Source organism: Polynucleobacter parvulilacunae (assembly GCF_018881715.1).
GTDB classification, from domain to species: Bacteria; Pseudomonadota; Gammaproteobacteria; order Burkholderiales; family Burkholderiaceae; genus Polynucleobacter; species Polynucleobacter parvulilacunae.
In genome coordinates this window covers 626,451-650,701 of record NZ_JACVPW010000001.1, presented here as the reverse complement: position 1 = coordinate 650,701, position 24,251 = coordinate 626,451, and the positions used below count along the sequence as shown (strand labels likewise).

The following is a 24,251-nucleotide window of genomic DNA, read 5'->3' as shown; positions in this document are numbered from 1 at the left end:
ATCAAAAGACTTTCGGATAAGATGAAGGGATGCATTTAATCCCTGAAATTACTGAGTCCGCAGAAGCCATTCAAGAGATTCGACGCAATATTCATGCGCATCCTGAATTGCGTTTCGAAGAAAATCGTACAGCCGACCTTGTTGCGGAAGCCCTTTCTAGCTGGGGAATAACCGTTTACCGCGGTATGGGGAAAACTGGGGTTGTTGGGCGCCTCGATGGTGATTTAGGTCCCGGCAAAATGATTGGCTTACGCGCCGACATGGATGCGCTGCCCTTACAAGAACACAACAACTTTGCACATGCTTCAAAAAATCCAGGAAAGATGCACGCCTGTGGACACGATGGTCACACTGCAATGCTTTTGGGTGCCGCACAATATCTATCAAATCATCGCGATTTCAAAGGCACGGTCATTTTTATTTTCCAGCCTGCTGAAGAGGGTGGCGCTGGCGCAAACGAGATGATTAAAGATGGGCTCTTTAAAGAGTTTCCATGTGATGCAGTGTTTGGTTTGCACAACTGGCCTGGTTTTGCGGCAGGTCACTTTGGTGTGACGCCTGGGCCTATGATGGCTTCTAGTAATTCTTTTGAGATCACCATCACAGGCAAAGGTGGTCATGCAGCACTACCGCATAACAGCGCAGATCCGGTGTTCGCAGGCGCACAAGTGGTACTTGCCTTGCAAAGCATCATTACACGCAACAAGCGTCCTGTAGATGCTGCAGTTTTATCCATTACGCAATTTCATGCGGGTGAAACGAGTAACGTTATTCCTGATAGCGCCTTCATTGGCGGCACAGTTCGCACATTTACCTTGGATGTATTGGATCTCATAGAACAACGTCTACGAGAAATTGCCCATAGCGTTGCAGGCGCATTTGATTGTCAGGCTGAAGTTACCTTTTCCAGAAACTATCCGCCCCTCATCAATCATGCCAATGAAGTGAAATTTGCCACAGAAGTCATGAATGAATTGGTTGGTGAGCAAAACGTCAATAGCTCTGTTGATCCAACCATGGGCGCTGAAGACTTTGCGTTTATGTTGCTGGAAAAGCCAGGCTGCTTTGTCTTCTTAGGCAATGGTGACGGCGATCATCGCTCGGTAGGTCATGGCATGGGACCCTGCCATCTCCATAATCCTTCCTACGACTTCAACGACTCTTTGATTCCAGTGGGCGTGAGCTATTGGGTCAAACTAGCTCAACGCTTTCTGGCAAAAAACTAAATTAAGCTAAATTAAGAATTGGTAAATTTGGCTGGACGTTTTTCCATAAACGCAGCCATACCTTCTTTTTGATCATTCGTACCAAAGCAGGCATGGAATAGACGACGCTCGAAATGAATGCCTTCAGACAAAGTAGTCTCATAGGCAGTGTTGATGCTTTCTTTCACCATCATCGCAGTTAACAAAGGCATCTCTGCAATTCCTTTGGCAATTGCTTTAACTTCTTTAAGCAAATCTGCTTGAGGAAAAATTCTGGCAACTAAGCCTGAACGCTCAGCTTCAGCAGCATCCATCATGCGACCCGTCAAAGCCAAATCCATCGCTTTTGCTTTGGACACTGCGCGAGGCAAACGTTGTGTGCCTCCAGCCCCAGGAATGATGCCCAACTTGACTTCAGGCTGCGCAAACTTTGCGTTATCAGCAGCCATAATGGTGTCGCACATCATGGCCAACTCACACCCTCCACCGAGTGCATAACCAGAAACCGCAGCGATTACAGGCTTACGTACTTTTTTAATTTCCTCCCAATTACGGGTAATAAAGTCGCCGCGATAGACATCCTTTAATCCGTACTTGGCCATTGAAGCAATATCGGCTCCAGCAGCAAATGCTTTTTCACTTCCGGTAACGATCATGCAGCCAATATTGTCATCAGCATCGAAAGCCAACAATGCAGCGCCTAGCTCTTCCATGAGTTGATCATTCAAGGCATTCAATACCTCAGGACGATTCAAAGTGATGGTGGCAACCTTACCTTCTACCTCAGTCAAAATTGTTTTGTAGCTCATGAATTTCTTTCAGTGAAATGAATTTGATTAACGTGGCAGCAGTAACCACATCCTGCCATTTTGTTTCATACGACCCGCCATCTCTCCAGCAGAGTCTCCGGACCCCCAATAGTAGTCTGCTCTAACGCCACCAACAATGGCCTTGCCTGTATCTTGTGCCATCACGAGTTTTTGCAATGGCTGAGTACTAAGGGGTTTGGTAGTCGCCAAAAAGACGGGCGCACCCAACGGTAGAGCTTGCAAGTCCACTGCAATGCTGCGCTCGCTAGTAAGCGGAACACCAAGGGCGCCATTAGGGCCCAAATCAGCCGCTACATTGCCAGGCAACTCTTTGAAGAAAACAAAACGTGGATTGGCATTGAGCATTTCATTTACCTGACCAGGATTACGTTTAGCCCACTGCGAGATGCCTTGCATTGTTGCTTCGCTACGAGTAATTTCTTTTCGGTCTAATAACCACTGCGCAAATGATTTGAAAGGTTGATCATTTGTGCCCGCGAAACCCAGACGTAAGATGCGTCCATCTTCAAGACGAATTTTTCCAGAGCCTTGAATTTGCATAAATGCTGCAGCCACTGGGTCCTGTACCCATGCAATTTCAGAACCCTGCAAGATGCCAGAACTCATTAACTCCGCACGACTTGGGCCTGGATTAGGCTTAGACTTGCGCCAGGCATTAGGGTAGCCATAAAGCGGTACGTTATAGGTGCTGGTGCGGGTTTGGGAGCCATTCATCACTGGCTCGTAATAACCAGTAATTAAGCCCGTGTCACTACCAGAGCTATTACGAATTTCATATGCTTGAAAATTATTTTCAAAATATTTACGGATAGATTGTGTATCGCGACTCGAAACGTTACCCGCTTGAGCGCATACCTGACGCCAATTGACATCGCCACTTTTCTTGCGCAAGCCATCACAGCTTTTTAACCAAGCTGGCCAAGCTTGAGTTAAATCATCATCTTGCCATCCAGGCAAAGCCTGCCAAGAAACCGCACTAAAACTCGCAATAGAAGAGCTGTAACTTGATGGTGAGGCGCCAGAACCACTAGAGCGATATCCCGTACCGCGCGTAGGAGGCGCAGAACAACCTGCGATTAAGCTGGCCATCAGGATAGCGAATACACTTAGTACAACTAATTTAAATTTAGAGATCATGATTGCCAATTTACTCGATGAATACCCAATGCTACTGTTTGCTTTTGAAGGTGCTGTTGCCTTAGGGCTACTGCTCTTTATTGTCCTCTGGACTGGCAAAGGCAAAAAGTAGTTTTCAGAGGCCCTCTAATGCGCCACATTAATGTAAAGTGCGCGGCATCACGAGGGCAAATTCTGGGATAGGAGCCTGAAAGAACTGCGCGTCCTCTGTCACGCAAAAGTACTCACCACGCATTGTTCCTGCAGGGGTGGGCAAAGTAGCCCAGCTGGTGTACTCAAAATGCTCGCCAGAACGCAATAAGGGCTGTTGTCCGACAACGCCCAGGCCCTTTACCTCCTGGACATCGTTATCCCCGTCCGTAATGAACCAATGGCGGGCAATAACCTGAATACTGGCCGTCCCGGTATTTCGAATGGTTACCGTGTAAGCAAAGGCAAATTGGCGGTTATCGGGGTCAGATTGCTCAGGAAGGTACTGGGCTTTCACCGTAATGCTCATTTCGTGGGGATTCATGGACGAATTCTGCTCCATCCTTAAGCCAACTGCAAGCTAGAATCTAGGGATGGAAAGCCAAAAATCATCCTCAAATAGTCAATTTGTTATCGCCCCATCCATTTTGTCTGCTGACTTCGCCTGCTTAGGCAAGGAAGTGCAGGACGTTTTAGTGGCTGGCGCTGACTGGATTCACTTTGACGTGATGGACAACCACTACGTGCCCAACCTCACCATTGGCCCCTTAGTTTGTGAGGCTATTCGCCCTTATGCAAATAAAGATGGCAAACCTGCGGTGATCGACGTTCACTTGATGATCGAACCCGTAGATCGCATCGTTCCTGATTTTGCTAAAGCAGGCGCCAATTTAATTAGCTTCCATCCTGAAGCAAGCCCACATGTCAATCGCACACTGAACCTCATTCGTGATCAAGGATGCCAAGCAGGTCTCGTATTAAATCCGGCAACACCACTTGATCATCTCGATCACACCTTAGAATTACTCGATCTCGTTTTACTGATGTCAGTAAACCCTGGATTCGGTGGCCAATCATTTATTCCAAGCACCCTAAATAAGATTGCTCAAGTACGCACACGCCTTGATCGCTATCAGACAGAGACTGGCCGACACATTCGTCTTGAGGTAGATGGCGGAATTAAAGTCGACAACATTGCAGAAGTAGCGCGAGCTGGTGCCGATACTTTTGTAGCGGGTTCTGCAATTTACGCACAAGAAAATTACGCACAAGTAATACAAGCAATGCGCACTGAATTAGGAAAGTCAGGGAAAGCGTAATGCAGCGTGAAGAATTTAATGCCCTAGCTAAACAGGGTTTCAATCGCATTCCTCTAATCAAAGAGGTTTTAGCAGATCTTGAGACCCCGCTGTCGCTCTACGTTAAGCTTAGCCAAGCATTTGGCAAGACTAATACCTACCTATTGGAATCTGTTTTAGGTGGTGAGCGTTTCGGCCGCTTCTCCTTTATTGGCCTGCCTGCCAAGACTATCATTAGAACTATTGGCACTCCCTCCGCGCCAGTCAATGAAGTGGTAACCGATGGCAAGGTTGTTGAGACTAATACTGATAATCCACTAGACTTTGTGGATGCTTATTTCAAGCGTTTTAAGGTTGCTTTACAAGCAGATATGCCCCGCTTTTGTGGCGGTCTTGCTGGCTACTTTGGCTATGACACTGTTCGCTATATCGAGTCACGTTTAGCGAAGCATCAACTGCCAGACGAATTAGGCGTTCCCGATATTCAGCTGATGTTGACTGAAGAGTTAGCAGTAATTGATAACGTTGCTGGGAAAATTTATTTTATTGTTTATGCAGACCCCAGCATGACAGATGGGTTTGATAAAGCACAGAGTCGTTTAAAAGAATTGCTCACTTGTCTTGGTAAGCCTGCAAATATGCCGGCCTCTTTACCAAGCACTAAAACTGACCTAATTCGTAAATTCAAAGCAGCGGATTTTGAAAAAGCAGTGCTCAAAACCAAAGAATATATTTTGGCCGGCGATTGCATGCAGGTTGTGATTGGCCAACGCATTAGCAAGCCATTCACCGACTCTCCATTAACTCTATACAGAGCCTTGCGTTCACTCAATCCATCGCCTTATATGTATTTCTATGACTTTGGCGATATGCAAATCGTAGGCTCATCTCCTGAGATTTTGGTGCGTCAAGAAAAACGCGCTGCCGAGAAGATTGTGACAATCCGACCACTCGCTGGCACGCGCCCTCGCGGCACCAATCCGGAGGAAGATGAGCGCCTAGCTAAAGAGCTTTTGGCCGACCCCAAAGAAATTGCCGAGCATGTCATGTTGATTGATCTGGCTCGTAATGACGTGGGTCGCATTGCCAAAACTGGCTCAGTCAAAGTAACTGACTCCATGTCTATTGAGAAGTACTCTCATGTTCAGCACATCGTGAGTTCAGTAGAGGGTGATCTTCTGGACAATATGAGCAATATGGATGTATTGCGAGCCACATTCCCTGCAGGCACCTTATCAGGCGCTCCAAAAATTCGGGCAATGGAAATCATCGATGAGATGGAAATTGTGAAGCGCGGTGTATATGGTGGCGCAGTGGGTTACCTTTCCTTCTCGGGTGATATGGATGTAGCGATTGCTATTCGTACCGGCGTCATCCGCGATGGAATGCTTCACTCCCAAGCAGGAGCAGGCGTTGTTGCTGACTCTGACCCCACTGCTGAATGGAAAGAAACGGAAGCAAAAGCGCGCGCAGTTCTTACGGCAGCAGATTTAGTACAAGGAGGACTTGATGCTCCTAATGATTGATAACTACGATTCTTTTACTTACAACCTCGTTCAGTACTTTGCAGAACTTGGTGAAGAAGTAAAAGTATTTCGCAATGATGAGATTGCTGTCGAAGAAATTGCCAAACTAAATCCTGCACGCATTTGCATCTCTCCCGGACCTTGCAGCCCTTCAGAGGCAGGTATCTCCGTTGAAACCATTAAGCGTTATGCGGGACAAATTCCGATCCTCGGTGTTTGTCTTGGGCATCAAGCAATTGGTGAAGCATTTGGCGGCAAAGTCATTCGCGCCCAAAAAGTGATGCACGGCAAGACTGATAGCATTCATCACACCGGTATAGGTGTATTTAAAAACTTACCTGATCCATTCAAGGTGACTCGCTATCACTCTCTGGCGATTGAGAAGAGCTCCTTGCCGGCAATGCTAGAAGTAACTGCCACCTCATCCGATGGCGAGATTATGGGTGTACGTCATAAAGAGCTTGCTGTTGAAGGTGTGCAATTCCACCCTGAATCGATTCTTTCTGAGCATGGCCATGCCCTGCTTAAGAATTTTTTACAAAACAAATAACAGCCAACTTACAGCGCTATGCCAATTACTCCGCAAGAAGCCTTACAACGCTGCATTGAGCATCGTGAACTCTTTCATGATGAGATGACAGCGATGATGCGCTTGATCATGAGCGGTGAAATGGCGCCAGAGTTAGTGGCTGGATTGCTCGTTGCCCTGCGCACCAAGAAAGAAACCGTTGGTGAAATCGCTGCTGCCGCGCAAGTGATGCGTGAGTTTGCAACCTCAGTAAAAGTAGATGACCGTAGTCACTTGGTAGACGTAGTGGGTACAGGTGGTGATGGTGCCCATACGTTCAATATCTCAACTGCTGCCATGTTTGTTGCAGCAGGTGCTGGTGCAAAGATTGCAAAACACGGTAACCGTAGCGTGAGCAGCAAATCCGGTAGCGCCGACGTTTTAGAGGCCCTAGGCGTCAATCTAGCGCTGTCAGCAGATCAAGTTGCCGCATGCATATCAAGCGTTGGGGCGGGCTTTATGTTTGCCCCAAATCACCATCCTGCGATGAAGAATGTGGTGCCCATCCGTAAGCAACTCGGCGTACGCACGATCTTCAATATTCTTGGCCCCCTGACCAATCCTGCTGATGCCAAACGTATTTTGATGGGCGTTTTCCATGCTGACCTCGTTGGTATTCAGGCACGCGTATTGCAAGCATTAGGAATGGAGCATGCTCTCGTTGTGTACGGGCGAGATGGCTTAGATGAGATTTCTTTAGAAGGCCCTACTTTGGTAGGCGAACTCAAGGATGGTCAAGTACGTGAATACGAAATTCATCCAAAAGACTTTGGCTTGAGTACAGCCCCCACCAATAGTTTTAAGGTGGCTAATGCAGAAGAATCCAAGAAAATAGTTCTGGATGTGCTTGATGGTAAGCCAGGCCCAGCAAGCGACATCGTTTGCCTCAATGCCGGAGCCACACTTTATGTGGCTGGAGTAGCTAAAGACATTGCAAGCGGTGTTGCCCTTGCTAAAACATCTATCTCCTCCGGAGCAGCGCGTCAAAAGTTAGCTGCTTTTGTTGCGGCAACCCAATCTAAATAACTGATTATTCATGAGCGATATCCTCGATAAAATTGTTGTCACTAAAAAGATTGAAGTAGCCAGCCGCCTACAAAAACTGTCGCTCGCCAATCAGTGTGAGCAAGCGCAAGCCAACAATCAAGATGCCCTCCTGAAGCCAAGAGGTTTCATCAAAGCCATTGAGAGCAAGATTGCCGCTGGTAAAGCAGGCGTCATTACGGAAATTAAAAAGGCTAGCCCAAGTAAAGGAATCTTGCGCGAAAATTTCTTACCTGCAGCTATTGCCCAGTCCTACGAAAAACATGGCGCTGCATGCTTATCGGTTCTAACTGATCAGGATTACTTCCAGGGCTGTAATGCCTACCTGCAGGAAGCACGCGCTGCATGCAACATTCCAGTTCTCCGCAAAGACTTCACGATTGATCCCTACCAGGTGTATGAAGCCCGCGCGATTGGTGCTGATGCAATCTTGTTAATAGTGGCTTGTCTAGAATTAAATCAAATGAAAGAGCTCGAAGCTTGTGCTCATGAGTTAGGCTTAGATGTTTTAGTTGAGGTCCATAACGCCCTAGAGCTGGAGCAGGCATTAGAACTGAAGACTCCATTACTTGGTATCAATAACCGCAACCTCAAGACCTTTGAGGTAACGCTGCAGACTACTCTCTCTCTAATGTCTATGGTTCCAGACAATAAAATCTTAGTGACAGAGTCCGGCATCTTGAATCGCGCTGATGTAGAGCTTATGCGAAACAATCAAATCAATGCCTTCCTAGTTGGCGAAGCATTCATGCGCGCCACAGATCCAGGCGCGGCCCTTAGTGAGCTGTTCTCCTAACCTTTCTCAATAGGTCTAAGCAGTATTTAATCAGGGAGATCAGCAGTAGCGAACCCAGTACGTCTCCAATAAACATTACCAAGAAGTGATTTACGCTACCAGTATTTTCTAAAGCCATCACTGAAAACCACCACTGATGCAAGCCTGCTGAGAGGAAGGCATAAATCAAAATACAAGCAATCAGTTTTGGGAAATTGAGATTACTTAAATCAGACTCAAGACGAAGATTGCTAAACACGAAATATCTAGCCAAGTAAGGCGCGAATCCCGAAATTAATCCAGTTCCAATACATAAAATCGGATCGTGCGGAAACTCACCGTAGTAGCTAATCAAAAATGAGGCTATAGCAATGCCAAGAGCGCCCGGCAACCCAAAAATCAAAGTCAGAAACAAACGTAAGCCAGCTGGCAGATAGATCCAACTTACCCCTAAGCCGAAAGTGATGTCACTCGTTAACCAATTATTGAAATAAAAAAGAAATGTGTACGCTATCGCACTAATAGCGCATCCAATAAACCATTCTGAAGAAATTTTGAGTAATTTAGACATTGCAGTCAGTATGGATTAATTTTTATTGACTCGCATCAATTGCTAAAATCATACTTAGGGAATACACTTATGTTAGCTCAAAAGCTAATATCACTTAATTATCAATAAATATGCCAATTCCAAAAACTTCGCCCTATATTAAGTTTCTGAACTTGATTGATGCTCTTGATCGCATTAATCCAGGCAAGAAGTTGGACTGCATTGAAGAGAGCTTGCTGGATAAAGTTGTAACTAGTGCACATGCAAAGCAGGCAATTTTGGTTGGTGATTTGATTTCTATAGCCGACCTAGGCTCGCAAGCCACCCTGCATGGTCGCTTGAAAAATCTGAGCGCTATGGGTTACATCAAGATGGCAGCAAATGCTGATGGTCGCAAGAAGGAAGTGTTGCCTACCAAAGCGGCCCTCAAGCGCTATGAAGAAATCTCTAAATGCCTAGAGAAGGCAGCAAAAGCGACTTAATAATTTGTGACTCTAAACACATAAGCAAAAAGCCCTGAAAAGGGCTTTTTTATTGAACACGAATCAGAATGGTTTAGACGTTGAAGAGGAAGTTCAATACATCCCCATCTTTAACGACATATTCTTTGCCTTCGGCGCGCATCTTGCCAGCTTCCTTAGCGCCAGACTCTCCCTTGAACTGCACAAAGTCATCATAAGCGATTGTTTGGGCACGAATAAAGCCACGCTCAAAGTCGGTATGAATCACACCGGCCGCTTGAGGGGCTGTATCACCCACGTGAATTGTCCACGCCCGTACTTCTTTAACGCCTGCCGTGAAATACGTCTGCAAACCCAGCAACGAATAACCAGCACGAATCACGCGATCCAAGCCTGGCTCTTCCATTCCCAAGTCAGCCAAGAACTCAATCTTGTCCACTTCTTCTAAGTCGGCGATTTCAGCTTCAATCGCAGCACAAACCGCTACAACTGGAGCGCCCTCTTTTGCAGCATGTTGCTTCACCGCCTCAAGATGAGGATTGTTAGAAAAGCCATCTTCTTTTACGTTCGCAACATACATCGCAGGCTTAGCGGTAATTAAACATAAGGGTTTAATTAATAATTTTTCGTCATCACTCAGATTCAAGCTTCGCACCGGCAAAGCAGAATCTAGATGAGCCTGAACTTTAGTCAGAACTGCAACCAAGGCTGCGGCCTCTTTGTCGTTACCAGACTTAGCTGCCTTGCTTGAGCGATTGAGGGTTTTCTCAACCGTCGCCAAATCCGATAAAGCCAATTCAGTATCGATTACACCAATATCAGCGATTGGATCGATTTTTCCAGCAACGTGAATGACGTTAGGATCCTCAAAGCACCGAACAACATGGGTAATGGCATCCGTTTCGCGAATATTCGCTAAAAACTGATTACCAAGACCTTCGCCTTTTGAGGCGCCAGCTACCAAACCAGCAATATCGACAAATTCGACGGCTGCAGGCAGGATGCGCTCAGGCTTTACGATCTCAGCCAAAAAGGCTAGACGGGGGTCAGGAACCTCAACAACACCTACATTGGGCTCAATCGTGCAGAAAGGATAGTTTTCCGCTGCGATTCCAGCTTTGGTAAGCGCATTAAAGAGGGTAGATTTGCCGACGTTAGGCAGGCCGACGATGCCACATTTCAAAGACATACCTGTATTGTAAAGGGGCTGGTTTCGATATCATCGAGTTATGTCAGAAGTTCACCTAAATCACCCCTCCAAGGCTTCAGCCTCTACCTCTCAAAACCGCACAGTGGATGTTGTGGTGGTGGGAGGAGGCATCGCCGGTAAGGCTTGCGCCCTCGGACTTGCCCAACTGGGCTTGCAAACTATTGAGATCGCCCCTGATTTGGGGGAAAACGTCCCAAGCCCGCAAGGCATTCAATGGGGCCAAAGAATTTACGCCTTTTCCCCAAGCACCCAAAAATTGCTCGCTCACCTACAAATTTGGGATGCGCTTGATAAAAGTCGCCTGCAGCCAGTAAGGGATATGCGGATCTATGGTGATAGAGGCGAAAAGAATGACTACCTCCATCTTTCTGCATTTGAAGCAGGCACACCGCAACTTGCCTGGATTGGAGAATCCAATTTAATTGAACACACCATTGATCAAGCCTCACGTTTTCAGAACAAGTTAGAACGTATTAGTGATGTTGTAGAGAAAATTCTGGTGGATGCAGAAGGAAGCACGCTGCATTTAAAGAATGGTGAAAGCATTCGTGCGCAACTCGTAATTGCAGCAGATGGCGCAAACTCCCCAGTTCGTAAAGAGCTTGGTATTAGCGTAAGCGAAGAAAGTTATTCACAAAGTGCTGTCGTCGCCAATTGGCTTTGCACTTATCCACATTTAGAAACTGCTTTTCAGTGGTTCTTGCCCGGTGGCGATATTGTTGCCATGTTGCCCTTACCCGGAAAACAAGTTTCTATGGTTTGGTCAACCTCACCAGAGCATGCCGCAGAGTTATTAAAACTAGATCAGAGCCAATGGTTGGATCAATTTACATCTATCGCCAAAGGTGCAATCACCAAACAATTGGGGGAGCTCACCCTTAACTCAACACCTGCAGCCTTCCCTTTGAGAAAAATTCGTGCCAAGCGATTTATTGGCCCAGAGACTCATCCCAAGGTTGCGCTGATTGGGGATGCAGCCCATGTTATGCATCCATTGGCTGGGCAAGGCCTAAACCTAGGACTGCGAGATGTAGCGGTGCTACTCAATATCTTAGGTAAAAAGGAATCATTCCGCTCACCTAGCGACTTAGTGCTGCTGCGCCGTTATGAACGACAGCGTCAAGGCGACACCAGTGCACTTTTATGGGTGACCGATAAACTCAAGAAATTATTTTCTGCAAGTAGCAGTACTGAACGACAGCTCCGTAACTGGGGTTTAGGTCTTGTGAACAAAAGTCACTTTATAAAACAGCGCTTAATAGAACGCGCATTAGGGGAAATCGATTTTGAATAAATTTTTATCAGTTATTGTCATCAGCATAAGCCTCTTTTTCGCAGGGCAGACTCATGCCCAACAAGAGCAACAAGTAAAAGCGGAGATCCAAAAGAAGTTGGGTACCAATGCCAAAGTGAAGAGCGTTTCACCGGCTCCTGTTTCTGGCCTATATGAAGTATTGGTTGGCAATGATATTTTTTATACCGATGCTGGCGCCAAATATCTCATCCAAGGTGAAATCATTGAGCTCTCATCGGGTAAAAATATTACTGAGCAAAGACAGGCTGATTTAAACCGGATTAAGTGGAGCGACTTAACACCTGCGAATGCCATCAAAAATGTACGTGGTAACGGCAGTCGTCAACTAGCCGTCTTCTCAGACCCCAACTGTGGTTACTGCAAGCGCTTAGAAAAGTCCCTACAACAGCTTGATAACGTCACCATCTACACCTACCTCATTCCAATCCTATCGCCAGACTCTGCACAGAAATCAAAACAAATTTGGTGCTCTTCTGACCCCTATAAGACCTATATTGATTGGATGATTAACGGTATTGCACCAAGCAGTAAAGGCGAGTGCAGCACACCACTAGATAAGAATATGGCTTTTGCTAAGACCTATGGAATCACCGGTACACCAACATTATTTTTTACTGATGGCAGCCGTTTCCCTGGTGCAGTACAAATCACCGATATCGAAAAGAAATTTAGCTCTCTTAAATAAATATCATGAACCACGCCGACTTACCTGCAATTCAATATACGGTCTGGCCGGCAGACCTCCAGGGTCATCGCTTTCGCATCAAGCTGCACATTGCAAATCCCGATCCCAATGGACAGGTTCTGCAAGCGCCAGCCTGGATTCCAGGTAGCTATTTAATTCGCGATTTCAGTAAGCAGATTGAATCGATTGAAGCGTATTCAATCGCAGGCAGTAGAAAGAAAATCATTCTCGAGCGTATCGATAACGATCATTGGCGCTTGCCACCAACAACCGGGGCAATAGAAGTCCTGACAACCGTTTACGCCTTTGACTCTTCAGTACGTGCAGCTTATTTAGATACTGAACGGGCATTCTTTAATGCCACTAGCTTGTGCCTGGCCGTTGTGGGGCAAGAGTATTTACCTTGCTCCCTCGCTATTACCGCTCCAGAGCTTGCCTTTGCTGATCACTGGACAGTACAAACCACTTTAAGAGCGGCCAAAACAGATGAGCGCGGATTTGGTTTTTATTTGGCCAAAAATTATGATGACTTATTAGATCATCCCGTAGCCATGGGTGAATTTCAGATGGTGCATTGGAAGTCAAATGGTGTCGCCCATCGAATGGCAATCCAAGGATGTAATCACATCATTGATACCAAGCGCCTTTCTGAAGATCTACAAGCCATATGCACTAGCACTATCAATCTCTTTGAACCTAAATCCAAGCAAGCTCCATTTGGGGAATACCTCTTTTTAGTGAACGCAGTCTTGAACGGCTATGGCGGCCTAGAGCATCGCAATAGCACAGCACTACTGTGCCGACGCGATCAAATCCCCCAGGAAAATATTCTTTTTGAGGAATCAGCTTATAGAGAATTTTTAGGCTTATGCAGTCATGAATATTTCCATGCGTGGTTGGTGAAGCGTATTCAACCGAAAGCCTTTCAGCCTTACGATCTAGCTAAACGAAATCACACTCGCTTGCTCTGGGTGTTTGAAGGCTTTACTAGCTATTACGATGATCTTCAGCTATTGCGCAGCAAACGAATTGATCTCAAAACATATTTAAAATTGGTTGCGGATAATTGGAATGGCATCCTGCGAAGCCCTGGGCGCCATAAACAGAGCCTAGCTGATAGCTCTTTTGATGCCTGGACGAAGTATTACCAAGCGGATGAAAATACTCCAAATGCTGTCGTGAGCTATTACGGCAAAGGTGCCTTGCTTGCCCTTGGCCTCGATTTGCAAATCCGCGCATTTTCTAAAAACAAACAGTCCCTCGATGACCTGATGCGTTTGCTTTGGCATAAGCATGGTAGCGAGGGTATCGCCGAAGATGGTTTAGATGATTTGATTTTTGAATTACTAGGCAACGGCTTTAGTAAAACTTGGGCTGAGATAAAGGCACGCTATATTTTTGGTGTTGAAGATATTCCACTGCAAAAATGGATTGGTTCAAAACTGATTTCTGTCAAAGCAAAATCCCTGTCAACACTTGAAAAAATCAAATTGCAATTTGGTATGCGCCATATTGATGCTAATGGCTGGCTTAAGGTGACTCATGTGCTTGATGGTGGCCTTGCCCAAGCAGCAGGCCTAGCAGCTGGAGATTTACTAGCCAGTATTGATGGGCAGCGAATTACTAGTGCTCGCTGGGATAGAGTTTTGGGTAGCCTGTCTGAAAATGCTCACACTCGAATTACCTTCTATCGTGATGATCTAGAGCATGAGCGCATGGTCACACTGAAATCCGCACAAATACCTGCGCAATATGATCTGACACCCAAGAAAGATGCTTAAGCCAAATTGAATGCACTTTTTTCAAAAGAAGATATTCCCAATGATTGGCGCGAACTACTTGGGAGTTATTTCGAGTCTAATGACTGGCAGCTGCTAGAGAAAAACTTACAAGCTGTTTTGGATTTAGATCCCAGTGTTGTCAGGCCTGAGCCTCAACACTTTTTCAGAGCCCTCAAACTCTGCCCTGTTAACTCAGTAAAGGTTGTCATACTAGGTCAAGACCCCTATCACTCGCCAGGGCTGGCACAAGGCTTAGCCTTTTCTATTCCAGAAAATATTGCCGTGAACTCGCGAGAATTTCCGAGTTCACTGCGCAATATCAGCAAGGCGCTTGCATTAGAAGGTTTTGGTCGCTTGCCAAACGGAGACTTGCATCATTGGGCGCAGCAAGGCGTGCTTCTACTGAACACCGCTTTAAGCGTCAAGCTAGGAGAAGCAGGCAGCCATACAAATTTAGGATGGAAAAGTCTGATCGATCATCTCATCAGGGCTTTAGCAAAACAAAAATTAGATTTAGTTTGGATGCTGTGGGGTGGACACGCCCAGACTAAATTGCCACTGATTGAAGATGGGCTAAATCAATTGGTTTTGCAATCCTCCCATCCATCTGGCTTAGGTGTATATAAAACGGATAGGCCTTTTTTAGTGCCCGGGGGTAAAGCAAGCTGCGACCACTTTACAAAAGCCAATCAATGGCTAATAGAGCACAAGGTTCCACCCATTCAGTGGGTTGAGAACAATCAAGTCGACTTATTTAGCTAAAGCAGTAAAAACGCAACCTACTGCGCAAGAGGCAAAAATAGCGCTGGCCCACTCCAAAATCTGCCCAGATTGGAAGAGATCCCAGTATTGACCTAAATACGAGCTAGCCGCTGCCGCCAGAACCCCCAACAAGAAGGCGATCAGAATCCTTCCGGGCCTGACTCCATAGGTAGCGCCGGGGTAAAAAATCCAGGCCGATACCCCAGAAATACCGCCAATCACCAGAAAAGCTAAAAACCCCATTCATACCCCCATTAATGCTGCTATCAAATCTATAATCGCCATTATGAAGTTGTTGACACTCGGCATCAATCATCACACAGCGCCACTAGCCGTTCGGGAAAAGGTCGCCTTTGACCCTGAATTTCTTCAAGAAGCGTTACACGATTTACGCCAGCATTTAGTTGGCGCGAATCAGGCCGGGCTGCCCGAAGCTACCATCCTGTCAACCTGCAACCGCACTGAGGTGTACTGTGCCGCTAACGATGCCAGCGCAGCAGGTCTTTTACATGAGGCGACTTTTGATTGGTTGGCTAAAACCCAACAGCTGGCACCAAGCAGTCTTGAGCCGCATATTTATTCATTGCCGCAATCAGATGCAGTTCGGCATGCCTTCAGAGTGGCATGTGGTTTAGATTCTATGGTGATTGGCGAGACACAAATTTTAGGTCAAATGAAAGATGCAGTTCGCACTGCAAATGACGCTGGCGTTTTGGGAACCTATCTCAACCAACTCTTTCAAAAAACATTTTCGGTTGCTAAAGAAGTTCGTGGCTCTACCGAAATTGGCGCTCACTCTATTTCAATGGCTGCAGCATCTGTTCGCCTCTCTGAGCGTATCTTCGAAAAAATTTCTGATCAAAAGATTTTATTCATTGGCGCCGGTGAGATGATCACTTTATGCGCCACCCATTTTGTTGCGCGCAAACCTAAAAATGTAGCAATCGCAAACCGTACTATTGAGCGTGGCCAAGAGCTAGCAGACTCTATTTCTGCACAAGATGTAGAGGCCGAGTCCTTTAAGCTTTCAGAGCTGCCAGGGCGTCTACACGAGTTCGACATTATTGTTTCTAGTACCGCCTCATCCTTACCCATCATTGGGCTTGGTATGGTGGAGAGCGCTCTCAAGCAGCGCCGCCACAAGCCGATGGTAATGATTGATTTAGCAGTGCCGCGTGACTTTGAGCCCGAGATTTCTAGACTAGATGATATCTATCTCTATACCGTTGATGATTTGGGAGTCATGATTCAGACTGGCGCTAACTTACGACAAGCGGCTGTAAGTCAGGCAGAAGCGATCATCGAAGATCGTGTTGGCAACTTTATGCATTGGATGCAAGGCCGCAATGCTGTGCCATTAATTCAAGATATTCAGCAGCAAGGGGAACGATTACGTCAATTAGAACTTGAGCGCGCAATGAAACGTTTAATGCGTGGCGAAGATCCTCAAGAAGTTCTCAATGCGATGGCTCAAGGTCTCACCAATAAATTTCTGCATGGTTCACTCCATGCTTTGCAACACTCTAATGGCGCTGAGCGTGACGCCTTGATTAAGTTGTTACCAAAACTATTCGCCTCGCATTCCAAGCCAGAAGACCATTAGATGAAGCCCAGCATGCGGGCTAAGCTAGACCATCTAGACACACGCTTAGCCGAACTTAATTCCCTATTAACCTCCGAAGAAGCAACCAAAGATATGGATGCTTATCGGAAGCTCACGCGCGAACATTCTGATATTGCCACTGTTGTGGAGCAATTCGGCCTCTATAAGCAGGCTGAAGCAGACGCGCAAGCTGCAGAAGAAATGCGTAAAGATCCTGAGATGAAGGACTTTGCGGATGAGGAACAAAAGCAGGCTTTGGCTACGATGGAAGGGCTTGAGAGCACGCTACAGAAACTCTTGCTTCCTAAAGATGAAAACGATGAGCGCAATGTCTTCCTAGAAATTCGTGCAGGTACTGGCGGAGATGAAAGTGCTCTCTTTGCTGGAGACCTCCTACGCATGTATACCCGCTTTGCAGAGCGGCAAGGCTGGAAAGTGGAAATGGTAAGTGCCGCTGAATCCGATTTAGGTGGATACAAAGAAGTTGTCTTACGCTTGGTTGGCCAATCCGTTTACTCACGCCTCAAGTTTGAATCTGGCGGCCATCGCGTACAACGCGTACCCCAAACAGAGACTCAAGGACGTATTCATACTTCCGCCTGTACTGTCGCCGTGATGCCAGAGGCAGATGAGCTTGAGGCAGTCAAAATTAACCCCGCTGAATTACGTATTGACACTTTCCGAGCCTCGGGCGCTGGTGGACAACATATTAATAAAACAGATTCGGCTGTGCGTATCACGCATTTACCAACTGGCACAGTAGTTGAGTGTCAGGACGACCGGAGTCAGCATCGTAATCGTGAACAAGCCATGAAAGTTTTGGTTTCTCGCATCATGGATGCACGCGAACGTGAGAAGCATCAACTCGAAGCCCAGACCCGCAAGTCCCTAGTTGGCACGGGTGATCGCAGTGATCGTATTCGCACCTACAACTTTCCCCAAGGTCGCATCACCGACCACCGCATCAACCTGACCCTCTATAAAATCGACGCGATGATGGATGGCGACATCGACGATCTTTGCAACGCGCTTGCATCTGAGCATCAAGCAGAGTTACTTGCTGCCCTTGGCGATAACTAAGTCATCACTAAGCGGTCGCCAAAACTGTGAATGAAGATTTAAGCCTGCGCGCACTCTTGAGTGCTTCTGCCCTTACCCCCAGTGAGGCCAGAATTCTGATGGCGCATATTCTTGAAAAACATTACCAGCTTCCACGCTCCGCCCTACTCTCTCGTGATGACATGCTATTGAATGTAGATGCAATAGTGGCGTGGAAGGCGCTTGAGACTCGAAGACTGAATGGTGAGCCGATCGCCTACCTGGTTGGCAAAAAGGGGTTTCACAACATTGATCTCTATGTTGCGCCTGGAGTTCTAATCCCACGCCCAGAAACCGAACTCTTAGTTGAGATTGGTTTGCGTGAAATTAAACGCTTGGGCAAGCCCGCGAGCATTTTAGATCTAGGCACAGGCTCTGGAGCAATTGCCTTGGCGATTGCACATGAGGCTCCTGAAGCTTTAGTTACCGCAACTGATCAATCTATTGAGGCCATAGAGATTGCCCAACTCAATACTCAACAATTAAATGTAAGTTCGCGAGTAGTATTGCTCCAAGGCAGTTGGTACCAAGCCTTGGAAGAACATTATTCTTTTGACGTTATCCTCAGCAATCCGCCATATATACACTCTCAAGATTTGCACCTGAGTCAAGGTGATCTTCGATTTGAGCCGCTCTCAGCCCTTACTGACCATCAAAATGGACTGAGCTGCCTGGAGACAATAATCTCCGGAGCTCAAAAGCATCTCAACCTAAATGGATTGCTTGCTCTTGAACATGGTTTTGACCAATCTGAGGCTGTGGTGGCACTTATGAAATCAGCAGGCTTTCGCGATATTCAAACCCATCTAGATTTAGGCGGCCATTACCGTGTCGCCTCAGGCAGAAAATAAGGCGAAATAACCTTTTTTCGCATTAAGTCTTAAAATCGAATAAACCTCATTTCCAAACCGTCTTTGCAATAAGACCGCTGTAGTAGAAACTTAGTAGAAAGAATTTATGGACACACAAGCTCAAATCAAAGAAATCGTTACCAGCCACCCAGTAGTTTTGTTTATGAAGGGAACCGCGCAGTTTCCACAATGTGGCTTTTCTGGAAACGCTGTCAATATCCTGCGCGCTAGCGGAGTTGAAAATCTTCATACCGTAAACGTTTTGGAAGATGCCGGAATTCGTCAAGGCATTAAAGAGTTTGCTAATTGGCCGACCATTCCACAGCTTTACATCAATGGTGAATTTATTGGTGGATCAGACATCATGACTGAAATGTTTCAGTCTGGCGAACTCCAAAAACTCGTTAAAGCTTAATAAGTCGCATTACTGGGATTTATTACGCCGTGATCTTTGATTTAAGTTCGCTTCTATTATTTGGTCTGCCATTTGGAGTATGTGCAGGCCTTTTAGTTTATGCATTGAACTTACGATCTACTCTTGCGCGTGTCGAGCTGCAAGCTCAGGCAGAGCTTGCTATAGCACTCAACCTTCGCAGCGAGCGTGACCAAGCCCTACAAAATGCCATTCGCCTAGAAGCAGAACTAGACTCTGAACGTAAACAAGGTTTGGGCAGAATAGAGTCACTCAATGAAGCTAAAGAAGCACTCACAAATCAGTTTAAAAATTTGGCAAATGAGATCTTGGAAGATAAGTCCAAGCGTTTTACAGAACAAAATGCAGCAAGCTTAGATGCGCTATTAAAACCCCTGCAAACGAAGCTCACAGAATTTAAAGAACAAGTCAGTACATCTTATGGCAATGAAGCTCGCGAACGCCATGCATTAAAAAGCGAGATTGAACGTTTAGCCAATCTCAATCTGCGTATGTCAGATGAAACGCGTTCTTTAACCCAAGCACTCAAAGGTGACTCTAAGGTTCAAGGTAATTGGGGTGAGTTGGTGCTGGAATCTATTCTGGAATCCTCTGGCTTACGCAAAGGTGAGGAGTACGTCGTTCAAGACAGTCATACTCAAACCGACGGTTCACGCCTCCAGCCTGACGTAGTTATCAAGCTACCCGAAGGAAGAAGCCTAGTAGTTGATAGTAAGGTATCTATTACTGCCTATGCACGTCATGCTGAAACTACCGATCCTGCGGTGGCAGAACAAGAGCTCGCTGCGCATATTCAGTCACTGCGCCAGCATATCCAAGGCCTCTCAGGAAAAAATTACAGCTCTTTATATGGCGTAGGCTCAGTCGACTTTGTTTTAATGTTCGTGCCAATTGAGCCGGCATTCTTACTTGCATTAAAGACTGCGCCAAATTTGTACCAAGAGGCTTTAGCAAAAAATATTGTGCTGGTTTGCCCAAGCACCCTGATGGCAACACTGAGAACGGTTGCCCATCTTTGGAGACAAGATCATCAAAATCGCAATGCGCTTGAGATCGCAAAACAATGCGGCAACCTCTACGATAAATTTGTTGGCTTTGTGGATGATCTTGAGAAACTTGGTCAACGTCTCGATCAAGCCCAAACAAGCTATCACGACGCATTCAACAAGCTAAAAACTGGCAAAGGCAATCTTATACGCTCGGCCGAAAAAGTCCGTGAATTGGGCGTTAAACCCAGTAAAAACTTAGCTGCACCCCTGATTGAATCCTCTTCTGACTTTGAATAATTCTATTCATAGCTTAAGTTAATTCTCAAAAGATTTAGGCAAACAAAAACCCCGCCCAGTTTGCACCAGGCGGGGTTTTTAATTCTTACTAATAAATCTATTTCTTAATCAGCAGTCAATTAAGCAGCTTTGCGGCTACGTGATGCAGGTGTAGCAGCTTTCTTAACTTGAGCAATTTGACCTTGTACAGTTTCGATTGCTTGATCAGCAGTTTTTTCTGCAGTAGCAAAAGCTTCTTTGCTTGCAGCGCGGAACTGTTCAAAACCTTGCAATGCGCTACCGTATACAGTCTTGAATGAAGACAAGAATGCCTCTGAACCTGCAGGCGCGTTAGCAGCTACAGTATTGATCCAATCTTGGAAACCATCTTGCAACTGATCGATGCTTGCATCAACTACGTTTACAAATTCTTTATTGCTGTCACGCAATACTTTGCTTACTTTCTTTTGGTAAGCAACAGCTTGGTTGCCAGCAGCTTGCAATGAATCAGCTGTGAAAATTTCAGTAACTTGCTTTGGGTCTTTAGCTGTCAAAACTTGTTGAATGCCGTCTTGAGCATTAACCAATGCATCTTTAGAGGCAGCATAGTTCAACTCAGCCAATTTTTGAGCATTTTCTAAAGCAGCTTCGCTCAAAGAAAATGAAGCCTCGAGGCCTTTGCTGTTAATTTGGGACAATTTAGCGGTGATTTGATCTTGGTTCATGTATTTCTCCAGAAATTAAGTGGTACAACTGTCTATTAAGTGCATTTAAGGAGAATTTAGACGCCTTAAATATTGCACTGCACCATGAAACTGTAACTGATGAAATATGACAAATCAAGAAGTTTTTGCTGCTATGCAACAAATTTAATTTAAATAATAAATAAATTCAATCTAATCAGTAACTTAATGGAAAATCAGAATTCTCACTCCTATCGAAAAGTAGCCATTGCAGCCTGCTTTGGAACCTTTTTGGAGTGGTATGACTTCCTCACATTTGCCACCCTAGCAGTCGTTTTTGCCCCACTCTTCTTCCCTTCCTCAGACCCCAATACAGCCCTTTTGGCGAGCTTAGCGACCTTTGGCGTTGGAATGGTAGTCAGACCCATAGGAGCAGCCCTATTTGGCTCTATGGGTGACCGAATAGGCCGAAAGCCCGTCTTTATGATCACCATTGCGTTAATGGGGATTGCAACTGTAAGCGTGGGCTTTTTACCCACCTACGCCCAGGTTGGCATTTGGGCGCCCATCCTACTGGTTAGCCTACGGCTACTTCAAGGGCTTTCTGCTGGGGGTGAAATTGGTGGGAGCGCTGTCTATCTAACAGAGCATGCTGGAAACAAATACAGGGGTCTTAAAACAAGCTTCCTCCAACTCATGGGACCGCTTGGCATTCTTTTTTCAACCTTGCAAATTGCCTTACTAAGAAACTATTTATCACCAGAAGAATTTCAGTCCTGGGGTTGGCGTGTGCCCTTCTGGATTTCCATTGCACTTCTATTAATTGCATTTAAAGCTCGCATGGCTCTGGAAGAAACGCCTGTATTTTTGGCGCTCAGCAAAACACATCAACAATCCGGCAGTCCACTGCTAAATAATTTTCGCAACCCTCAGACGCGTAATCGGATGTTTTTGCTTTTCTTCTGCATCTCAGCGGGTGGCGCAGTACTTTTCTTTTGCGTACAAGTCTACACAGCTATTTTTCTAAAAACTTCTGTAAAACTTGCTCCAGAATTAGTTGACCAACTCAGCATCTATGCAACGTTAGCTTTATTTCCTCTCACTATTTTGGCGGGCTGGTTATCAGACAAAATTGGTCGTAAGCCTATCATCGTTTGCGGGCTTTTTTTAGGCGCTATCTTGATCCTGCCAGGATTTCAGCTGCTTAAAACGATTGGCACGGAATACCTCAACAATCCAAGTCACTCATTCAATTTGATTCTTATCGGAATGTTGCTGACCTGCTTATCTTTAGCCCTCGCCTTAGTAGTTGGTCCGCAAACCGCAATACTGGCCGAACTTTTTCCCGCCAAAACCAGAAATAGCGCCGCAACGCTCCCTCATAATTTAGCAGCAGGATGGATTGGCGGTTTACTACCCTTAATTGTGACTTGGTTAAATCAACGATGGCAAAGTGATAGCGCGGGGCTTTGGTATCCAACCATCTTCTTAGCTACTGCGGCAATTGTTGCTGCTCTCTACCTACCTGAAACCAGGAAAGTATCGCTTTTAGATTAGATGGTGAGCTCTATAAATACAGCTTACGGGATAGGCTGCGAAGCTTTTTTCTAAAACGTTTGGCCTGTATAGCCGCTCTATCTAGACTGCTGATCTTGATTTCTGCCAGCTTGATAGCGTCATTACCCAAAAATACTGACTGAAATTTTTTCATTACGGCAGAGGGTGAAAATTCTTGGGAATAGCAGTCCCAATCTTGCTTTTGAGCTTCTGCCTTGTCAAAATTCAAGAAGATTTCACTTAAGTCTTTGGGGCCCTTATACAAAATCGCTTTTGATCCCAAAACATCAATATGGTTGCGTTGGGGTGAGAGCGCATAAGTGATTACCGGCTTGTTGTGCATCGAGAACTCCCCGCAGGCTAAGCCAAAGCTCTCGCCGATGCCTCTCGCATGAATCATGGCATCGCAGGTATTGATAAAGCTTGATTTAAACAACGGATCTGAATTGCCCGGAAGAAATATCACCTGGGGATGATCGATAAAACGATCAATATTCATAAACAGAAAATAGATATGCGAGTTTTTCTCAACCAACTCAGCTATGACCTGCTTTACGAAGCCCAGATTAAAACTATCACTTCCGCCATAACAGCCAAAAACAATTGAATCTTCAGGGATGCCAAGACTTTTTCTGAGTGAGGCTCCTTGTATTGGCAAATCGATGATATGAGGCACAAAAGGAATTTTTCCATTCGAACACTCTTCGCTTAACCACTTAGACACGTAAGCATAAATATCGCCATGCATCTCATCCACTTTTTGCGGAAAAACTGCATGGATTAAATTGGGAACTCCAGGCAGAACGTAGTCATCGCGCTCGCCTGATTTAATGAGATACATTGCATCCATTATTTCGCGATCGGCCATGGGACCTAACTCCGAAAACTGATCATATGGAATTAAATTAAATTCTTTTTGAAATTTTTGAAATACAGATGGCTGAACTAACTCTGAGCGACGATCGTAAAAAACAATGGATTCGTTGCCTAATATTTTTTGGTTCTGAAGTGCGTAATCGAAAATAGCAATATGTGTGCCCCGAAGAGACATCAAGCCCGCATCAAATCCGATTTTTTTATGTGACATTAGGGAGTTTAAATGCCAGAGAGAAGAGTGGTGCCCCTTGTCCGACTCGAACAGACCACCTACTGATTACAAATCAGTTGCTCTACCAGATGAGCTAAAGGGGCAACGGTTGATATTTTAGCCTATTTCACAAGCTTCAAGCTAGGTCTACTTGTTTTGGGCTTTTCAGGGGCGCCATCCGCCGAGTCTGCAATATGAAGATCACGGGCCTGAGCTGGGTCAAACGGGAATGACATGCCCTGTCCATTCTCTCTAGCGTAGATAGCCAAGACATGGCTCACAGGAACCATAATCTTTCTAGGAACCCCACCAAACCTTGCCTGAAAGCTAATCCAGTCATTTTCTAACTGGAGCTGATGGCATGCCTCCAGGGAGAGGTTAAGAACAATCTCGTTGTTCTTAACAAACTCCATAGGAACTTCTACCCTAGCATCCACAAAAACCGCCATAAATGGCGTAAAACCAAAATCCGTGCACCACTGATGTAGAGCACGGATTAGATAAGGTTTATTGCTTGGGATGTCAGACATACCGACGAGTAATGAACCGCTAGGAAA

General features: G+C 45.8%; 26 protein-coding genes and 1 tRNA gene. 17 read left to right on the top strand and 10 right to left on the bottom strand.

The genetic code is table 11. The annotated features are described in order from the left end of the window. The first annotated feature begins 29 nt into the window (after nt 1–29). The gene (locus tag ICN18_RS03465; protein ID WP_216189094.1) at nt 30–1,226 is read left to right on the top strand and encodes a M20 aminoacylase family protein; all 1,197 of its coding nucleotides are present in this window, start codon (nt 30–32) and stop codon (nt 1,224–1,226) included. 11 nt (nt 1,227–1,237) lie between these two features. Here the strand turns inward: ICN18_RS03465 and ICN18_RS03460 are convergent, their stop codons facing one another. The 3 genes from ICN18_RS03460 to apaG form a co-directional block, all read right to left on the bottom strand. Next, nucleotides 1,238–2,014 carry an enoyl-CoA hydratase gene (locus ICN18_RS03460; protein WP_216189093.1) on the bottom strand — a complete coding sequence of 259 codons (777 nt, stop codon included), beginning with the start codon at nt 2,012–2,014 and terminating at the stop codon, nt 1,238–1,240. Between the two features lie 27 nt (nt 2,015–2,041). Beyond that, nucleotides 2,042–3,172, bottom strand: a complete 1,131-nt coding sequence (gene mltA / locus ICN18_RS03455) for an MltA domain-containing protein (RefSeq protein WP_216189092.1) — start codon at nt 3,170–3,172, stop codon at nt 2,042–2,044. 139 nt (nt 3,173–3,311) lie between these two features. Continuing rightward, nucleotides 3,312–3,686, bottom strand: coding sequence for a Co2+/Mg2+ efflux facilitator ApaG/CorD (gene apaG / locus ICN18_RS03450; protein WP_216189091.1), 375 nt, complete (start codon nt 3,684–3,686; stop codon nt 3,312–3,314). A gap of 49 nt (nt 3,687–3,735) precedes the next feature. On the opposite strand from apaG, the gene rpe reads away from it, so the two are divergent. From rpe to trpC, 5 genes are read left to right on the top strand one after another with little or no spacing between them, the layout of a single operon-like run. Further along, nucleotides 3,736–4,461: a ribulose-phosphate 3-epimerase gene (rpe, locus tag ICN18_RS03445; RefSeq protein ID WP_216189090.1), complete on the top strand. Its 726-nt coding sequence runs from the start codon at nt 3,736–3,738 to the stop codon at nt 4,459–4,461. Further along, nucleotides 4,461–5,966: an anthranilate synthase component I gene (trpE, locus tag ICN18_RS03440; protein ID WP_216189089.1), complete on the top strand. Its 1,506-nt coding sequence runs from the start codon at nt 4,461–4,463 to the stop codon at nt 5,964–5,966. Before rpe ends, trpE begins: the two co-directional genes overlap by 1 nt. Then, entirely contained in the window at nt 5,950–6,516 is a 567-nt protein-coding gene (locus tag ICN18_RS03435; protein WP_216189088.1) for an aminodeoxychorismate/anthranilate synthase component II, read from the top strand. The genes trpE and ICN18_RS03435 overlap by 17 nt, the downstream gene beginning before the upstream one ends. Nucleotides 6,517–6,534: 18 nt before the next feature. Then, nucleotides 6,535–7,560 (top strand): anthranilate phosphoribosyltransferase, encoded by a 1,026-nt coding sequence (gene trpD, locus ICN18_RS03430; RefSeq protein ID WP_216189087.1) that lies wholly within the window; start codon nt 6,535–6,537, stop codon nt 7,558–7,560. A gap of 10 nt (nt 7,561–7,570) precedes the next feature. Beyond that, nucleotides 7,571–8,374, top strand: a complete 804-nt coding sequence (trpC, locus tag ICN18_RS03425) for an indole-3-glycerol phosphate synthase TrpC (protein WP_216189086.1) — start codon at nt 7,571–7,573, stop codon at nt 8,372–8,374. Here trpC and ICN18_RS03420 read toward each other — a convergent pair. Then, the gene (locus ICN18_RS03420) at nt 8,355–8,924 is read right to left on the bottom strand and encodes a hypothetical protein (protein ID WP_216189085.1); all 570 of its coding nucleotides are present in this window, start codon (nt 8,922–8,924) and stop codon (nt 8,355–8,357) included. The genes trpC and ICN18_RS03420 overlap by 20 nt on opposite strands. A gap of 110 nt (nt 8,925–9,034) precedes the next feature. On the opposite strand from ICN18_RS03420, the gene ICN18_RS03415 reads away from it, so the two are divergent. Then, nucleotides 9,035–9,385 (top strand): winged helix DNA-binding protein, encoded by a 351-nt coding sequence (locus ICN18_RS03415; RefSeq protein ID WP_216189084.1) that lies wholly within the window; start codon nt 9,035–9,037, stop codon nt 9,383–9,385. Between the two features lie 73 nt (nt 9,386–9,458). Here the strand turns inward: ICN18_RS03415 and ychF are convergent, their stop codons facing one another. Further along, nucleotides 9,459–10,553 (bottom strand): redox-regulated ATPase YchF, encoded by a 1,095-nt coding sequence (gene ychF / locus ICN18_RS03410; protein WP_216189083.1) that lies wholly within the window; start codon nt 10,551–10,553, stop codon nt 9,459–9,461. 40 nt (nt 10,554–10,593) lie between these two features. On the opposite strand from ychF, the gene ICN18_RS03405 reads away from it, so the two are divergent. From ICN18_RS03405 to ICN18_RS03390, 4 genes are read left to right on the top strand one after another with little or no spacing between them, the layout of a single operon-like run. Next, on the top strand, nt 10,594–11,868 hold the full coding sequence (locus ICN18_RS03405; protein WP_216189082.1) for an FAD-dependent monooxygenase: 1,275 nt from the start codon (nt 10,594–10,596) through the stop codon (nt 11,866–11,868). Beyond that, nucleotides 11,861–12,574 carry a DsbC family protein gene (locus ICN18_RS03400; protein WP_216189081.1) on the top strand — a complete coding sequence of 238 codons (714 nt, stop codon included), beginning with the start codon at nt 11,861–11,863 and terminating at the stop codon, nt 12,572–12,574. The genes ICN18_RS03405 and ICN18_RS03400 overlap by 8 nt, the downstream gene beginning before the upstream one ends. Nucleotides 12,575–12,579: 5 nt before the next feature. Next, on the top strand, nt 12,580–14,355 hold the full coding sequence (locus tag ICN18_RS03395) for a M61 family metallopeptidase (RefSeq protein ID WP_216189080.1): 1,776 nt from the start codon (nt 12,580–12,582) through the stop codon (nt 14,353–14,355). Between the two features lie 6 nt (nt 14,356–14,361). Then, entirely contained in the window at nt 14,362–15,117 is a 756-nt protein-coding gene (locus ICN18_RS03390) for a uracil-DNA glycosylase (protein WP_216189079.1), read from the top strand. On the opposite strand, the gene ICN18_RS03385 is transcribed toward ICN18_RS03390, so the two are convergent. Further along, complete coding sequence (locus ICN18_RS03385) at nt 15,106–15,360, bottom strand: hypothetical protein (protein WP_216189078.1); 255 nt, start codon at nt 15,358–15,360, stop codon at nt 15,106–15,108. The two genes, ICN18_RS03390 and ICN18_RS03385, sit on opposite strands and share 12 nt — an antisense overlap. A gap of 43 nt (nt 15,361–15,403) precedes the next feature. Here ICN18_RS03385 and hemA point away from each other — a divergent pair, with 43 nt between their 5' ends. The 5 genes from hemA (at nt 15,404) to ICN18_RS03360 (ending at nt 20,388) form a co-directional block, all read left to right on the top strand. Beyond that, on the top strand, nt 15,404–16,720 hold the full coding sequence (gene hemA / locus ICN18_RS03380; protein ID WP_216189077.1) for a glutamyl-tRNA reductase: 1,317 nt from the start codon (nt 15,404–15,406) through the stop codon (nt 16,718–16,720). Continuing rightward, nucleotides 16,721–17,800, top strand: a complete 1,080-nt coding sequence (gene prfA, locus ICN18_RS03375; RefSeq protein ID WP_216189076.1) for a peptide chain release factor 1 — start codon at nt 16,721–16,723, stop codon at nt 17,798–17,800. A gap of 26 nt (nt 17,801–17,826) precedes the next feature. After that, complete coding sequence (gene prmC, locus ICN18_RS03370; RefSeq protein WP_216189075.1) at nt 17,827–18,669, top strand: peptide chain release factor N(5)-glutamine methyltransferase; 843 nt, start codon at nt 17,827–17,829, stop codon at nt 18,667–18,669. A gap of 106 nt (nt 18,670–18,775) precedes the next feature. Beyond that, nucleotides 18,776–19,084, top strand: a complete 309-nt coding sequence (grxD, locus tag ICN18_RS03365; protein WP_216189074.1) for a Grx4 family monothiol glutaredoxin — start codon at nt 18,776–18,778, stop codon at nt 19,082–19,084. A 104-nt stretch (nt 19,085–19,188) separates the two neighbouring features. After that, entirely contained in the window at nt 19,189–20,388 is a 1,200-nt protein-coding gene (locus tag ICN18_RS03360; protein ID WP_255532053.1) for a DNA recombination protein RmuC, read from the top strand. Nucleotides 20,389–20,507: 119 nt separating this feature from the next. Here the strand turns inward: ICN18_RS03360 and ICN18_RS03355 are convergent, their stop codons facing one another. Continuing rightward, nucleotides 20,508–21,092, bottom strand: a complete 585-nt coding sequence (locus ICN18_RS03355) for a phasin family protein (protein WP_216189072.1) — start codon at nt 21,090–21,092, stop codon at nt 20,508–20,510. 186 nt (nt 21,093–21,278) lie between these two features. Between ICN18_RS03355 and ICN18_RS03350 the strand changes: the two genes are divergently transcribed. Continuing rightward, on the top strand, nt 21,279–22,607 hold the full coding sequence (locus ICN18_RS03350; protein WP_216189071.1) for an MFS transporter: 1,329 nt from the start codon (nt 21,279–21,281) through the stop codon (nt 22,605–22,607). Nucleotides 22,608–22,617: 10 nt separating this feature from the next. On the opposite strand, the gene ICN18_RS03345 is transcribed toward ICN18_RS03350, so the two are convergent. From ICN18_RS03345 to ICN18_RS03335, 3 genes are all read right to left on the bottom strand, one after another. After that, entirely contained in the window at nt 22,618–23,694 is a 1,077-nt protein-coding gene (locus tag ICN18_RS03345; protein WP_216189070.1) for a glycosyltransferase family protein, read from the bottom strand. A gap of 28 nt (nt 23,695–23,722) precedes the next feature. Next, a tRNA-Thr gene (locus tag ICN18_RS03340) sits at nt 23,723–23,798 on the bottom strand. Between the two features lie 18 nt (nt 23,799–23,816). Continuing rightward, entirely contained in the window at nt 23,817–24,224 is a 408-nt protein-coding gene (locus tag ICN18_RS03335) for a ClpXP protease specificity-enhancing factor (protein WP_216189069.1), read from the bottom strand. Nucleotides 24,225–24,251: the final 27 nt, after the last annotated feature.

Bases quoted from the DNA above. Each gene is read 5' to 3' on its own strand.
- ICN18_RS03460 (WP_216189093.1), bottom strand. From the start codon at position 2,014: ATGAGCTACAAAACAATTTTGACTGAGGTAGAAGGTAAGGTTGCCACC.
- ICN18_RS03355 (WP_216189072.1), bottom strand. From the start codon at position 21,092: ATGAACCAAGATCAAATCACCGCTAAATTGTCCCAAATTAACAGCAAA.
- prfA (WP_216189076.1), top strand. From the start codon at position 16,721: ATGAAGCCCAGCATGCGGGCTAAGCTAGACCATCTAGACACACGCTTA.
- grxD (WP_216189074.1), top strand. From the start codon at position 18,776: ATGGACACACAAGCTCAAATCAAAGAAATCGTTACCAGCCACCCAGTA.
- ICN18_RS03395 (WP_216189080.1), top strand. From the start codon at position 12,580: ATGAACCACGCCGACTTACCTGCAATTCAATATACGGTCTGGCCGGCA.
- ICN18_RS03345 (WP_216189070.1), bottom strand. From the start codon at position 23,694: ATGTCACATAAAAAAATCGGATTTGATGCGGGCTTGATGTCTCTTCGG.
- ICN18_RS03335 (WP_216189069.1), bottom strand. From the start codon at position 24,224: ATGTCTGACATCCCAAGCAATAAACCTTATCTAATCCGTGCTCTACAT.
- ICN18_RS03465 (WP_216189094.1), top strand. From the start codon at position 30: ATGCATTTAATCCCTGAAATTACTGAGTCCGCAGAAGCCATTCAAGAG.
- rpe (WP_216189090.1), top strand. From the start codon at position 3,736: ATGGAAAGCCAAAAATCATCCTCAAATAGTCAATTTGTTATCGCCCCA.
- ICN18_RS03385 (WP_216189078.1), bottom strand. From the start codon at position 15,360: ATGGGGTTTTTAGCTTTTCTGGTGATTGGCGGTATTTCTGGGGTATCG.
- ychF (WP_216189083.1), bottom strand. From the start codon at position 10,553: ATGTCTTTGAAATGTGGCATCGTCGGCCTGCCTAACGTCGGCAAATCT.
- mltA (WP_216189092.1), bottom strand. From the start codon at position 3,172: ATGATCTCTAAATTTAAATTAGTTGTACTAAGTGTATTCGCTATCCTG.
- ICN18_RS03420 (WP_216189085.1), bottom strand. From the start codon at position 8,924: ATGTCTAAATTACTCAAAATTTCTTCAGAATGGTTTATTGGATGCGCT.
- trpC (WP_216189086.1), top strand. From the start codon at position 7,571: ATGAGCGATATCCTCGATAAAATTGTTGTCACTAAAAAGATTGAAGTA.
- apaG (WP_216189091.1), bottom strand. From the start codon at position 3,686: ATGAATCCCCACGAAATGAGCATTACGGTGAAAGCCCAGTACCTTCCT.
- trpD (WP_216189087.1), top strand. From the start codon at position 6,535: ATGCCAATTACTCCGCAAGAAGCCTTACAACGCTGCATTGAGCATCGT.
- ICN18_RS03415 (WP_216189084.1), top strand. From the start codon at position 9,035: ATGCCAATTCCAAAAACTTCGCCCTATATTAAGTTTCTGAACTTGATT.
- ICN18_RS03350 (WP_216189071.1), top strand. From the start codon at position 21,279: ATGGAAAATCAGAATTCTCACTCCTATCGAAAAGTAGCCATTGCAGCC.
- ICN18_RS03405 (WP_216189082.1), top strand. From the start codon at position 10,594: ATGTCAGAAGTTCACCTAAATCACCCCTCCAAGGCTTCAGCCTCTACC.
- trpE (WP_216189089.1), top strand. From the start codon at position 4,461: ATGCAGCGTGAAGAATTTAATGCCCTAGCTAAACAGGGTTTCAATCGC.
- hemA (WP_216189077.1), top strand. From the start codon at position 15,404: ATGAAGTTGTTGACACTCGGCATCAATCATCACACAGCGCCACTAGCC.
- ICN18_RS03435 (WP_216189088.1), top strand. From the start codon at position 5,950: ATGCTCCTAATGATTGATAACTACGATTCTTTTACTTACAACCTCGTT.